Annotated in this window: 14 protein-coding genes and 1 pseudogene; 6 read left to right on the top strand and 9 right to left on the bottom strand. The window is 69.4% G+C overall.

Annotated elements, in window-relative coordinates; translation table 11 throughout:
• The 5 genes and pseudogenes from B9G38_RS03535 to B9G38_RS03515 form a co-directional block, all read right to left on the bottom strand.
• Window positions 1-275: pseudogene (locus B9G38_RS03535) on the bottom strand (hypothetical protein); the annotation flags it as partial.
• 65 nt (window positions 276-340) lie between these two features.
• Window positions 341-1255, bottom strand: a complete 915-nt coding sequence (locus B9G38_RS03530; RefSeq protein WP_086219500.1) for a hypothetical protein — start codon at window positions 1253-1255, stop codon at window positions 341-343.
• A 51-nt stretch (window positions 1256-1306) separates the two neighbouring features.
• Window positions 1307-2302, bottom strand: a complete 996-nt coding sequence (locus tag B9G38_RS03525) for a transcription initiation factor IIB family protein (RefSeq protein WP_086216067.1) — start codon at window positions 2300-2302, stop codon at window positions 1307-1309.
• A gap of 30 nt (window positions 2303-2332) precedes the next feature.
• Complete coding sequence (locus B9G38_RS03520) at window positions 2333-2671, bottom strand: hypothetical protein (protein ID WP_086219499.1); 339 nt, start codon at window positions 2669-2671, stop codon at window positions 2333-2335.
• A gap of 67 nt (window positions 2672-2738) precedes the next feature.
• The gene (locus B9G38_RS03515) at window positions 2739-3137 is read right to left on the bottom strand and encodes a pterin operon protein (protein WP_086219498.1); all 399 of its coding nucleotides are present in this window, start codon (window positions 3135-3137) and stop codon (window positions 2739-2741) included.
• Window positions 3138-3249: 112 nt separating this feature from the next.
• Between B9G38_RS03515 and rnhA the strand changes: the two genes are divergently transcribed.
• On the top strand, window positions 3250-3846 hold the full coding sequence (rnhA, locus tag B9G38_RS03510) for a ribonuclease HI (protein WP_049931370.1): 597 nt from the start codon (window positions 3250-3252) through the stop codon (window positions 3844-3846).
• Window positions 3833-4609, top strand: coding sequence for a hypothetical protein (locus tag B9G38_RS03505; protein ID WP_233127154.1), 777 nt, complete (start codon window positions 3833-3835; stop codon window positions 4607-4609). Before rnhA ends, B9G38_RS03505 begins: the two co-directional genes overlap by 14 nt.
• 105 nt (window positions 4610-4714) lie before the next feature.
• Here the strand turns inward: B9G38_RS03505 and B9G38_RS03500 are convergent, their stop codons facing one another.
• Window positions 4715-5065: a PadR family transcriptional regulator gene (locus B9G38_RS03500; protein ID WP_049931372.1), complete on the bottom strand. Its 351-nt coding sequence runs from the start codon at window positions 5063-5065 to the stop codon at window positions 4715-4717.
• Between the two features lie 353 nt (window positions 5066-5418).
• Here B9G38_RS03500 and B9G38_RS03495 point away from each other — a divergent pair, with 353 nt between their 5' ends.
• Window positions 5419-5952, top strand: coding sequence for an inorganic diphosphatase (locus B9G38_RS03495; protein ID WP_049931373.1), 534 nt, complete (start codon window positions 5419-5421; stop codon window positions 5950-5952).
• A gap of 225 nt (window positions 5953-6177) precedes the next feature.
• On the opposite strand, the gene B9G38_RS03490 is transcribed toward B9G38_RS03495, so the two are convergent.
• Window positions 6178-6975 carry a winged helix-turn-helix domain-containing protein gene (locus B9G38_RS03490; RefSeq protein ID WP_086219497.1) on the bottom strand — a complete coding sequence of 266 codons (798 nt, stop codon included), beginning with the start codon at window positions 6973-6975 and terminating at the stop codon, window positions 6178-6180.
• A gap of 107 nt (window positions 6976-7082) precedes the next feature.
• Window positions 7083-7331: a hypothetical protein gene (locus tag B9G38_RS03485; protein WP_086216063.1), complete on the bottom strand. Its 249-nt coding sequence runs from the start codon at window positions 7329-7331 to the stop codon at window positions 7083-7085.
• A 217-nt stretch (window positions 7332-7548) separates the two neighbouring features.
• On the opposite strand from B9G38_RS03485, the gene B9G38_RS18705 reads away from it, so the two are divergent.
• On the top strand, window positions 7549-7680 hold the full coding sequence (locus B9G38_RS18705) for a hypothetical protein (RefSeq protein ID WP_255375957.1): 132 nt from the start codon (window positions 7549-7551) through the stop codon (window positions 7678-7680).
• Window positions 7681-7687: 7 nt separating this feature from the next.
• Here B9G38_RS18705 and B9G38_RS03480 read toward each other — a convergent pair whose 3' ends face one another.
• Window positions 7688-9880 carry a caspase family protein gene (locus tag B9G38_RS03480; RefSeq protein WP_086219496.1) on the bottom strand — a complete coding sequence of 731 codons (2193 nt, stop codon included), beginning with the start codon at window positions 9878-9880 and terminating at the stop codon, window positions 7688-7690.
• Window positions 9881-10032: 152 nt separating this feature from the next.
• Here B9G38_RS03480 and B9G38_RS03475 point away from each other — a divergent pair, with 152 nt between their 5' ends.
• Both B9G38_RS03475 and B9G38_RS03470 read left to right on the top strand, forming a co-directional pair.
• Window positions 10033-10989, top strand: coding sequence for a succinylglutamate desuccinylase/aspartoacylase family protein (locus B9G38_RS03475; RefSeq protein WP_086219495.1), 957 nt, complete (start codon window positions 10033-10035; stop codon window positions 10987-10989).
• Window positions 10989-12173, top strand: a complete 1185-nt coding sequence (locus B9G38_RS03470) for a threonine synthase (RefSeq protein WP_086219494.1) — start codon at window positions 10989-10991, stop codon at window positions 12171-12173. The genes B9G38_RS03475 and B9G38_RS03470 overlap by 1 nt, the downstream gene beginning before the upstream one ends.
• The last annotated feature ends 12 nt before the right edge of the window (window positions 12174-12185 follow it).

The raw sequence follows: 12185 nt of genomic DNA, 5'->3' as shown, positions 1-12185 counted from the left end.
TCCTCGTACCACGCGGCGGAGGTCTCGAACGCCTCGGCCCGCTCCTCGCGGCCGACCGGCGAGAGCAGGCCGGTCGAGACGTTCGGGTAGTCGGCGCGGCCGACGAAGATTGACGGCGAGACGCTCCCGACGACGGCGTCGTCGGAGACGTGCTCGTCGAAGCGCCGCTCGAAGGAGTCGAGGTGATCGAGGATGCCGTAGTCCTTCTCGCTCGCGAGGCGCCGCCGCTCGGCCCGCTCGTTCGCCTCGTACTCGATGAACTCGTCGAGCCGCATTCGCCGACCGTAGGGGCGAGTCGGACTTGACGGTGTCGCCGCCGCGGCCCCGCGGCGCGGGACGGTCAGGTCGAGAGCGACGTGACGCCGGCCGGGAGTTCGGCCCCGAGGGTCCACTTGTCGCCCTCGCGGCGGATCAGCGGGGCCGACGCCTCGGGCGCGAACCCGTCCTCGTCGACCCGCATCGTCCCGCCGACGAGCGCCCCATCGACGACCGCCCAGGAGATCGCGAACGCCGGATCGGCGGCGGGCAACGGATCGGCGACGGCGTCGAACGCGGGGTCGTCCGCGGCCGCCGAGAGGGTCACGCCCGCGGGCGCCTCCGGTCCCCAGCGGTTCGCGCTGGCGTAGAGGCGGCCGTCGTGGACGACCGACTCCCGGAAGTAGTTCGCCCAGAAGTCCCAGAAGTCGGTATCGAGCCGGTACCACCGGTCGCCGCCGTCCGTCCGATAGAGCCCGTTCCCGGTGGCGGCGACCACGCCCCCGCCACCGAGCACGCGCAGGTCGTGGACGCCCTCCCCGTACCGCCGCCAGAAGTCGCCAGCGAACGCGTAGACGCCGCCGGGCTCTAACCCCGCGAGGACGCCGTCGTCCGGGTGGACGGCCAGCGTCCTGACGCTCGGCGCCCCGCTCGGCGCGCGGTCCCGCCAGCGGTCGCCGTGCGGGTGCGCGCCGAGGTCGCCGACCAGGTCGAAGCGCCACCCGTTGGTCGCCGGTCGCGCGCGCAGCACGTCGGCGTCGCCGGTCCCGACCAACACGGTCTCGGGGCCGGCGAGCACGGAGACGGGGTCGTCCGGGCCGTCGAGCGGTCGCCAGTCCTCGCCGTCCGGCGACCGGAACAGCCCGTCCGCGGTCGCGGCGAGTCGCGCGTCGCCGCTCGGTGCGACCTCGTGGACGCGGCCGCACTCGGCCGTCCGCGTCGGGTCGTCGTGCGGTCCGTCGAGCCGATACAGTCCGCGGTGGGTTCCGCAGACCAGCATGTCTCGCGATTGAACGTCGAGGAGAAAAACCGTGCCGCTTCCGCGAGGCCGTTAGCTGTGGATCCCCATCGCCTCGATCTGCTCTTGGTACCGATTCCGGATGGTGACCTCGGTGACCTGCGCCACGTCGGCGACCTCGCGCTGGGTCTTCTTCTCGTTACAGAGCAGCGACGCGGCGTAGATGGCGGCGGCGGCGTAGCCGGTGGGGGACTTCCCGGAGAGCAGCCCCTGCTCGGCGGTCGTCTCGATGATCTCGTTCGCCTTCGACTGGACCTCCTCGCTCAGCTCCAGCTCCGAGGAGAATCGCGGGACGTACTTCTTCGGGTCGACCGGCCGCATCTCCAGCCCGAGCTCCTGGGAGATGTAGCGGTACGTCCGGCCGATCTCCTTTCGGTCGACACGAGACACCTCAGAAATCTCCTCCAAGCTCCGGGGGATGCCCTCCTTGCGGCAGGCGGCGTAGAGGGCGGCGGTGGAGACGCCCTCGATGGAGCGGCCGCGGATCAGGTCCTCGTTGAGCGCGCGTCGATAGATGACCGAGGCGACCTCCCGCACCGAGCGCGGGACGCCGAGCGCGCTCGCCATGCGGTCGATCTCCGAGAGCGCGAACTGGAGGTTGCGCTCGCCCGCGTCCTTGGTTCGAATTCGCTCCTGCCACTTTCGCAGTCGGTGCATCTGCGAGCGCTTCTTCGACGAGATAGAGCGCCCGTACGCGTCCTTGTCCTTCCAGTCGATCGTCGTCGTCAGCCCCTTGTCGTGCATCGTCTTCGTCGTCGGGGCGCCGACGCGCGACTTCTCCTGCCGCTCCGAGTGGTTGAACGCGCGCCACTCCGGGCCGGGATCGATCTGCTCGTCTTCGATGATCATCCCCGTCTCCTCGTGTATCAGCTCCCCGTCGGCCGTCCGGGTGAGATCCTCCGGATCGAAGTCCTCGGGGTCCAGTTCGTCGACGTCTTCGATCGCCTCGACGTCGATCTCGTCTTCCTCGGCGTCCTCGTCCCCCACGCGCTGCCGGTCGTGATCCCGTTGCCGGGTGGGCCGTGTCATCGCATTTATATGCTATCCAATCCGTTTAACTTAAAAGTTCGTTACCGTGTGGGTCGTTACCACACCTTCGTGCGACGTCCAGTCGGACGCGGATTCGTCGGAACGCCCCCCGGACGCCGCGGGTTCGCCCCCCGGCCCGTCCAGTCGGTCAAGCGACTCCGGCGGATCGACCGCGTCGACCGCCTCGCGGACCGCGGCGAACGCGTCGACGAGTCGCTCGATCAGCGACGTCTTCCCCGACCCGCGCGGGCCCGCGACGCCGACGACGGTCGGGAGGGTGCGGTCGGTTCCCCGCGCGTCGTCGGCCGCCCGCGACTCTCCGGCCGCGGACCCGTCCGTCGCGCCAGCGTCTCGCGTCGCGGGACTCATGCGTTGGTACCCGGTCTCTCCCGGTTTATGCCCTCGCGTTTCACTCGCCGCCCGGCTCCGACCCGTCTCAGCCCACGGTCCCCGGCACGGGGTCGGCGTCTGGCGGGAGCGCGACCGGCGCGAGCGCCGCGAGGTCCCTGACGGCCTGCGAACTGTCGAATCCCGGGCCGACGAGCCGCGGGAGGCCGTCCGCCGGGCCGTCGAGGCGCTCCGTCGCGACGACGGCGTCGAGCGCCTCTCGCACCGCGACGTGCGCGCGGTACCCGTCCGCGGACTCGACGCGGAGGTGGGTCGTGTCCGGCGGCGCCCCGTCGAGGAGCGGCCCGACCGGCACGCCGCGCCACTCGCCGCCGAACTCGGACCCGGTCGCGCACCGGTAGCGACAGGTGACGACGACCGTGCCGGACCGCTCTCGGACGGCGTCGAGCGACGCCAGCAGGTTCGACTCGACGTTCGACGCGGCCATCGCGTCGTGATCGGGGGACGCACCGCCCGTGTCGGCTGCGCCTCATCCGTTCGGGCTTTTTTCCGGCGGCGGACGGACAGCCCTTTGTCCGGCGAGCGCGGAGTCCGGCCGAATGCCGACGATCGACTGCGACCCGGCCGCCGCGCGCGAGCGCCTCGCCGACGCGGGCGTTCGGATCGACGAGGGCAACACGCCACACGAGCGGTGGCGCGCCGACCGCGACGGGGCCGTCGCGGTCGCGTACGACGACAAGGTCGTCGTCCAGGGGAGCGACCCCACCCGCCTGACCGCCCTGCTGCGCGACGGCGGCGGGCGCGCGCACGTCTACTTCGACGGCGCCTCCCGCGGCAACCCCGGTCCGGCCGCGGTCGGCTGGTGTCTGGTCACGTCCGACGGGGTCGTCGCCGAGGGCGGCGAGCCGATCGGCCGCGCGACGAACAACCAGGCCGAGTACGCCGCGCTGGTCCGTGCGCTGGAGGCGGCCGACGAGTACGGCTTCGACGCGATCGACGTCCGCGGCGACTCGGAGCTGATCGTCAGGCAGGTCCGCGGCGAGTGGAACACCAACGACCCGGAACTCCGCGAGCGTCGCGTCCGGGCCCGGGAGCTGCTGGAGCGGTTCGACCGGTGGTCGATCGCGCACGTACCGCGGGAGATAAACGAACGCGCCGACGATCTGGCGAACGAGGCACTCGATGACGCGAACTGACGACGAACCGCCGGAGTGGGCGAAGGAGCGCGCGCGGGAGATGATGGACGCGGCGGCGGGCGAGGGGGCGGACGACTCCGCGACCGCGGAAACGCCCGAACCCGACGACGAGCGCGTCCCGGATGTCCCGGTCGAGGCGGTCGACGAGGCGGAGCGGCTCACGCGGCTCGCCCGCGAGGCCGAGTCCGCGGAGCCGACGCCGGAGATCGAGCAGGCGGCCGACCAGTACCGGGAGCGGCGCGACGCCCTCGCTGCCGAGTACGGCTACACCGCGCGCGTCCGCGACGAGGACGACGCGCTCGTGTTGTACCCCGACGAGTGGATGGACGACGGGACCGTCCAGCTCGACCGCGTCGAGGACACCGAGCGCGCCGTCGAAGTGTCGCTGTCCGGCCCCGGCGACGCCGACCGCTACCGCGAGGTGGCCGCGTACAACGAGGCGGTCGCCGAGGCCGTCGCCGAGCGGGAGGCGGACGTCCACGCCCGGACCGCCGAGACGTTCGCGGCGTTCATGAGCAACCACTACGTCCGCCTCGTCGACGACGCCACGCCGGCGATGCGTACCGAGTTCCGAGAGGAGTATCTGGTCCGCAACGGCTGGCCGACCGACGAGCAGCTCGCCGCGGTCGACGAGTCGCTCTCGGTGATCGAGTCGGTCGCGGCCGGGGTCGACGGTCCCGCCGCGGACGCGGGCGCCGCCGATCCCGACGGCGCTGACGGCGGCGACGAGGCCGGCGGTCGCGGAGACGACAATTCGACGTAGCAGCGACTCAGCGGAAAGAGAACGCGGCTTTCGCCGCGCCGTGTGCCAAAATGTTCGTTCGGTGTTCGGTGCCGCTCGCCGCGCCGGCGTCGCGTCCGAATCTCGTTACTCGAGCAGCGCCCGGACCTCGTCTGCGCGTTCCTCGTCGGTGACGAAGCGGTCGAGGACCCACTCGATCTGGTCGAGGACGACGTCGTGGCCCGCGTCGGTGAGCTCGTACTGGTTCGTCCGCTTGTCGAGTTCGCTCTTCTCGACGAGCCCGTGGTCGACGAGGTCGTCGAGGTTGGGGTACAGGCGACCGTGGTTCACTTCGGAGCCGTAGTACGCCTCGAGTTCCCGCTTGATGGCGAGACCGTACATTGGCTCCTCGGCCAGGATGCTGAGGATGTTCTGCTGGAACGCGGTGAGATCGCTCGCGGCTGTCGACTCATCAGGGACTGATTGTGCCTCTGACATGGTAGTACGGAGGGCGCTCGAACTTATAATCCTTCTCAACAGTCACTATCATTGCGATGCGTCACTTCCCGGATTTATCCGAGTGCGTCGGTAGGCGCGCTCTCTCGGCGGATGCGCGTTCGATCCGGCGGCTCGGGGCGTTCGACCGATCGATTCCGCGTCCGCTGGTACGCCGACGATCCGTCAGCCAGAATTGGTGTTCGGCGTCCGATCGAAACCCCCAAATCCGGCTCTCGGCCCGCTCCGGGCCGGTGATGCCCGATCCGCCGATGACGACTCCGGACGGCTTCGGACGGCGTGCCCCCGTGCGATCCCGAAAGGACTTTGCCCGACATCCACCCATCATCGGGCACATGGCCAACCTCTGGGAAGATCTCGAGACGGGACCGAACGCGCCGGACGAGATCTACGCCGTCGTCGAGTGCCTCAAAGGCGAGCGGAACAAGTACGAGTACGACAAGGACATTCCCGGCGTCGTCTTAGACCGGGTGCTCCACTCGAACGTCCACTACCCGTACGACTACGGCTTTATCCCGCAGTCGTACTACGACGACGAGGACCCCTTCGACGTGATGGTGCTCGTCGAGGACCAGACGTTCCCCGGCTGCGTCGTTGAGGCCCGCCCCGTCGCGCTGATGAAGATGGACGACGACGGCGAGCAGGACGACAAGGTGATCGCGGTGCCGACCGAGGACCCCCGATTCGACCACATCGAGGACCTCGACGACATCCCCCAGCAGACCCTCGACGAGATAGACGAGTTCTTCGCGACCTACAAGAACCTCGAGGCCGGCAAGGAGGTCGAAACGCTCGGCTGGGAGGACAAACAGGCCGCGAAGGACGCCATCGAGCACGCGCAGGACCTGTACGACGAACAGATCGCGTAACGCTGTATAACCGTAACGCATCCGACGTCCGCACACGGATGCGTTATGCCTATGGGTAATTTTTAGTGTGTCGTTCGCCTAGCATCTAATAGAGCCATGAGCGCCACCACGCCCTCCGTCGGCATCGACCACCCGACGGTCGTTCCCGCGAACTTCGACCCGGACGACGACGCCGACGACGCGGCCGAGGACGGCGACGACGCGTAGCGACCTCCGCGTCTCTTCTCAGGCGCGCTCGACGACCGTCGAGAGCCGCGTCGCGTCGGCTCGCAGCGACGCGAACGCGTCGTCGACCCAGTCCACGACTGCGTCGTCGGTCGACTCGATGACGCATCGCGGGTTGTTCTGCTCGTCGTACGCGGCCACGCAGGCCACGTCACCGCAGCGGAAGAGCCCGTACTCGATCGGCTCGGCGCTGACGTACACCTCCGCGGCGTCGTCGTCCAGCGCGCGGTCGGTCGCGGGTTCGAACTCCGCGACCGACGTGTCGGCCGCGTCGCGGTCGATGATCAGCTCCACGTTCGCGCCGTCGTCGAGCGCCGCGGCCGCCGCGTCGTTGAACTGCCGGATGACGACCGGGGAGACGGCCCGGACCTCGCCGCCGTGGTTCTCGTGGAGGAGCTCCGTCAGCCGGTCGACGACCGCGAGGGGGTTCTTCTCGGACGCGACGGTGATGTCGCTGTCGGGGATCCCTTCCGGCGGGAAGTCGACGCCGGCCCGTTCGAGGGTCTCGGCGAACCCGCCGTACCGCTCGCCGCGTTCGACCTCCGTCAGGAGCGTCTCGTAGGCGTCGTGGACGCGCTCGCCGGTCGGCGTCACCCGGTAGGCGGCGTCGCGTTTCACCACCCAGTCCCGCTCGCGGAACCCGCCGAGGCTCCGTTGGACCGTCGTTCGGGTCGCGTCGACCGCGTCGGCCAACTCCGCCGGGCGCCGCGGGTCGTCGCGCAGCGCCCGGAGTATCGCGACCCGAACGGGCGAGCCGGCGAGGTACTGTGCGCCGTCGTGTCCGTCCTCGGCCCTCATCGTGTGATCCGTGTGTACGGGTACCGCCCTGTTAACCGTACCGCGTCGCGGTCGGAAGTGTCCGAGCCGAATCCCCCGTTTGGCCCTTGAATCGCCCCTCAGTCGGCTCAGTCCCGATGGCGGAACGAGACGACGGTGCCGACGGTGTCCTCGCCGGCGATGCGCTCCGTCGTGACGGTCACGGTCGCGAGCGCGTCCGCCCCGAGCGCCTCCTCGATCACCGCCCGGAGCGCGTCGGGATCGGCGCCCTCCTGAATCACCGGTACGCGGACCTGTCGGCGGTTGACCGCGACGTTTCCGAGGTTGTACTCCGTGTGCTCGAACGCCTCCCGGATCGCCGCTTCGATGTCGGTCATGGCACCGTCCCTTCCGCGCCGCGCGGTGAAAAAACGCGGTCCTCGGTGGATCCCGCGACCGCGCCGGTTCTCAGCCGCTGTCGATCGGAGCAGAACGAGCGATTTCTCGGCGTTCAGCGGCCATGTCAATTTAATACAAACTGTTCACACTTCAAATATCTCTATAATACAACCGCAGAACAATCTTAATATTTATTTATCCTGATAATTTTTGAGTATGTACGAAAGTGTGGCGGAATACGTGGCAGAGCACCCGAAAATGGCCGGCGTCCTGTTCACCGCGCTGCTGCTGCTGTCGCAGGCGGCGCCCGCTGCGGCGAATATCGCTGCAGCGGACCCGGGTCCGTAATAGAAGCCTATAAAAAGTTCAAATTGTCACTCCAGTCAAGTTCTCCATTATAAAAAACAGGGACTGTCTCTAACTCAAGTGACTCTCGGACTTGATTGTCACTTACAGAATTGAATACCGCGTTTGAGGGTACGACATAGTTTTTTGTCGTGTTAGTTATATTTGGAACATATAGACTGCCAACTCCGTAGGGGCCATTCGGAAAGGCACACATCCTGAAGTCCAATGACTCATCATTCGATTTTATGTCAATAACAACGGCAATTCCACTCCGGCTCTGACAAATCGTCGTTCCCCCGTCGCCGACGACGATGTACTGGTGCCCTGTGATCAGCTCGCGCTTCGCCACGTGAAGCGCAGTGCGGAGGTTGAACCCGCTGTTCATCAGGCGGGCGATGATCCGACCGAGTGTCGTCGCGGGCGAGTTCGCCACGTCGGAGAGGGTGACGATGCCGCCGCGCGAGCCGCGGTGGACCAAGGCCTCGCCCTGCTGGTAGGACTGGCAGGCGTTGAGCAGGAAGGCGCTGACGCCGATTTCGAGGTCTTCGTCCGTCAGGTCGAGGTAGCTGTCCGCGCACTGCATCCCGCGGTCGTCGACGTGCCCAATGTAGTGAAGGAAGTCCACGTCGGATTCGAGGGTCTCGCGCATTTCCGTGCGCGTGAGGTCGTGGCGCACCTCGATGTCGAACTGGATCATGTCGCGGAGCCCGTAGAGGTCGGCGACGTTGCCCTCCTCTCGCATCTGCTCGTCGTTACAGACGACGAGGACGGAGATGCGCGACTGCTCGACCCGGCCCGCTTCGAGCCGGCGGTGGTACGCGTCGAGCGTCGCCTTGTTCGCGTCGAGCGGGACGCCGTCGCCGACCCACGCGTGCTCGACGGTGTCGACGGGCTCCGGTCGGACGAACTCTGTCTGGGCCGAGACGCCGCCGCGTTCGGCGGAGGCGTCGGCGCCGCGGGTAGTCCCCGCGCTCGTGTCGGCCATGCTCTCGGCGCCAGCGCTCGCGCCGCCGCGCACGAACTCGGCGTCGCCGAGGGCGCCGCCGTCGGGCGCGACGCCGCCGACCGGGACCTCTCGCCTCTTGGCCGCCGACGGGCTTCTGTCCGCGCCGCCGAAGAAGCCGACGCCGACGCCGCCGTCGTCGTCAACCGGTGTGACGGTCTCCGGCGAGCGGACAATCGACAGCTCGCCGGCGACGAACGGGAGCATCTCCACGTTCTCCGGGTCGGGACGGACGTCCGTCGTCAGTGTCCACTGCGGCAGTTCGGGCTTGATATCTTCGAAGGGGACTTCGAGGTACTCGCCGAGTCGCTCCGCGAGCGGCAGGTTGTACAGCCGCTTCCAGTCGAGGTCGAGGCCCGTCGTCTCGCGCTCGTGGAGGTCGACCGGGTAAAATCCCTCCGTGCGGGCGAGACAGTCCATGTGGAACGACTGTCGGAGCACCCGCGCGGTCCGTTCCTCGAACCCCGGTTCGAGCGGGTAGGTCCAGCCGTCGCCCTCGATCCGCGGGGCGTCGCCGGGAACCACGTCGGCCGCGAAGTAGTACGCCAGCGAGACGACCGGGTAGAGGAACCGGTACTCGGGCGGGACGACGATCCGAACGCCGCTTTCGACGGGTTCGACACGTTCCGGGACGCGGAACTCCTCGGCGGGCTCGATCAGCGGTGGGTGACCCCGCAGAGTGGGGAACGACCGCTCCGGGCTCGTCGTCTGAAGCGCGGAGCCGAGCAGGGAGACGGCGTCCATCAGCGACTCCGGGTCCGTGGGGGTGGTGATCGTCTCCGCCGGCGTCTGGTGGAGCGACTGGAAGCCGAGCCCGACGGTGCCCGGCGTGTCGAGATCGATCCGGGTGGTCCGGTCGGTCGTGGAGACGGAGAACCCGGCGTCGAATGTGAGGTACAGTTTCGTCGGGGCGGGGTCGATCCCGACGTGGTACGTGTCCCGTGGCATCTCGTAGCAGTCGCCCCGGGTCAACAGTACCCCGTCAGCGTCACGAGCTTGAACGACCGCGACCCGCGGGATCTCGATCGCCCCGGTCTCGACTGCGACGCTGGTGTCGACCGGGAAGTAGTGGTCCGACTCCGGACGCCGGCGCGGGTCGACCGGCCGGTCGGTGTACACCTCGAACTGCGTGTTCTCGATGTGGTCGGTGACGGTTATCCCGTCGGCCTCGCGCAGCGGGTCGATGTCGATACTCATTAGCGGGCTCACCGCGGCCGTCGGTCGGGGAGACGGCGACCGACGCCGCGGGGGTGGTACCAGTCCGTTGAGCGAAAGCGGCGATAAAGGTTGTGTCGGTCGGATCGCCGCGGACCGAACGGATAAAGTCCCGGCCGCCCCACCTTCGCGTAATGATAACGCTGGGAACGGCCCGCGCCTCTCCGGGCGAGACGGACACGGGCCGTCTCGAGGTGGGGGAGATGCGAGACGGGAGCCCCGTCCGGCTGCCGGTCGCCGCGATCAACGGCGCGGCCGACGGGCCGACGCTGTACGTCCAGGCGGTGAGCGACGGCGACGAGCTGAACGGGTTGGGCGTCGTCAACCGCGTCGTTCCGCGGCTCGACCCGGCGGAGCTGTCCGGCTCGGTCCTCGTCGTCGGCATCGTGAACCACTTCGCGTTCCAGGCCGCCGAACACCGGAACCCGGTCGACGACCGCAAGATGAACCGCGGGTACCCGGGCGACGCCGACGGGACGACGAGCGAGCGGATCGCCCACGAGACGTTCCAGATCGCCAAGCGCGCGGACTACATCCTCGACCTCCACCAGGGGTCGACGAGCCGGATGATAAACGAGACGCGCGTGCGCTGCGGCGTCCGCCACCGGCTCCACGGCGACTGCTTGGAGCTCGCGAAGGCGTTCGGCTGCGGGCACGTCCTCGACATCAAGGGCCCGGACGGCCAGCTCGCGCGGGCCGGCCCGGAGCACGGCATCCCGACCGTCGACCCGGAGCTCGGCGGCTGCGTCGGCTGGGACGAGGAGTCGATCCGATACGGCGTCGAGGGCGTGTTCAACGTGCTCCGCCACTACGGCTTCCTCGACGGCGACGCCGCGCTCGAATCGCAGACTCGGGCGCGCGGCTTCGATCAGTACGGCTCGCCCGCCGGCGGCCTGGTCCGTTTCGAGTGCGAGCTCGGCGAGCGCGTCTCCGCGGGCGAAGTCCTCTTCGAGGTGACCGACACCTTCGGCGCGCTGGAGGGGCGCGTGACGGCCGACACCGACGGGATCTTCTGGCGGACGCGCCGGCTCCCGCAGGTGGCCGCGGGGGAGTACGTCTGCTCGATCGGGACGAACGTCGACACGTACTGATGGGCGCCCCCGACGCTCCGTCGCCGAGGGGTCGAGACCCCCGGCGACTCCGCTGTTCCGCGTGCGGCGAGACGTACCGCGACCGCTGGCGCTGTCGGTGCGGCGAACCCCTCGATTTCGCCGATCCCCCGGTTCCGGACGGTCCCGCGCCCGACCCCCAATCGTTCGACGCGCGCGACGGCCTGTGGGCGTTCGACGACCTGCTCGCCGCCGGGGACGACCCCCGCGACCGGGTGACGCTCGGCGAGGGGATGACCCCGCTCGTCGACGCGGACGCGGGCCGCGAGCTCTCGGGAGACGCGGGGAGCGAAGCCACACCGTGGAACGCGTCGTTCAAGCTGGAGTACGTCTTCCCGACCGGCTCGTTCAAGGACCGCGGCGCGACCGCGACGCTGACGCGGGCCCGCGAGCTGGGCGTCGAGCGCGTCGTCGAGGACTCCTCCGGCAACGCGGGCGCCGCGATCGCGACATACGCCGCCCGGGCCGGAATGGCGGCCGAGATCTACGTCCCGGCCGACGCCAAGGAGTCGAAGCTCCGCGCGATCCGCCGCGCCGGCGCCGACCCGGTCCGGGTCGAGGGGAGCCGAGGCGACGTGACGGACGCGTGCGTCGCGACGCTCGACGACCGCGAACGCGCCTGGTACGCCAGCCACGCCTGGAACCCGGCGTTCTTCGAGGGCACCGCCACGGTCGCGTACGAGATCGCCCTCCGTCGCGACTGGAACGCCCCGGACGCCGTCGTGACGCCGCTCGGCCACGGGACGCTCTTCCTCGGCGCCTATCGCGGATTCCGTCGGCTCGAACGGGCCGGCTGGATCGACGAGGTCCCCCGCCTCTACGGCGCGCAGGCGGCCGGCGTCGCGCCGATCGTCAGAGCGCTCCGCGGCCCCGACGCCGCCGACCCGGACGGGACGGTCAACGCCGTGGCCGACGGGATCCAGATCGCCGAGCCGGTCCGCGACCGCCAGATCCGGGCGGCGATCGACGCCACCGGCGGCGACGCGCTCGCGGTCACCGAGGTGGCCGCGACGCGCGAACTCGACCGCCTCCACGCCGCCGGCTTCTACACGGAGCCGACCTGCGCGGTCGCGCCCGCGGCGCTGCGGACCCTCCGCGAGCGCGGCGAGATCCGCCCGGACGAGGACGTGGTCGTCCCGCTGACCGGGAGCGGGCTGAAGGGCTGAGGCGAGCGGGGT

It is taken from the genome of Halorubrum sp. SD612, from assembly GCF_002135005.1.
This window is presented reverse-complemented; position numbering and strand designations above follow the sequence as displayed.